Below are 318 nucleotides of genomic sequence, written 5' to 3' on the forward strand. Positions count from 1 at the left end.
CTATAGCGTGGTGGACGCCCTGCATCCCACCGCCGAGCAAGTCGTCGCATTCCGCGGTGGCGACCGCTATGTACCGCGGCTTCGCCAGCCTGTCATCAGTCCACCGCCCATTGCCGAAACCGTATTCCGCGAGACGGCCACGTATCTGGTCACCGGTTTCCGCGGCATCGCGTTCCCGTTTGTAGAATGGATGGTGCGGCGCGGTGCGCGAAACATCGCGCTGGTCAGCCGTAGCGCCGATGTGCCTTCCTCCGTGGAAGCCCGGTTCGCCGCGCTCGAAGCACACGGCTGCCGCCTGCGGTTGTTTGCGGCCGACAC

At 65.7% G+C, this 318-nt stretch carries 1 protein-coding gene; it reads left to right on the forward strand.

Features of this window, described 5'->3' with window-relative positions; genetic code table 11:
• Positions 1 to 318, forward strand: a 318-nt coding sequence (locus tag KK062_RS30180) for a KR domain-containing protein (RefSeq protein ID WP_254088101.1), incomplete at both ends; no start/stop codon positions are given.

The organism is Dawidia cretensis, from assembly GCF_018598175.1.
Taxonomy (GTDB): domain Bacteria; phylum Bacteroidota; class Bacteroidia; order Cytophagales; family Cyclobacteriaceae; genus Ohtaekwangia; species Ohtaekwangia cretensis.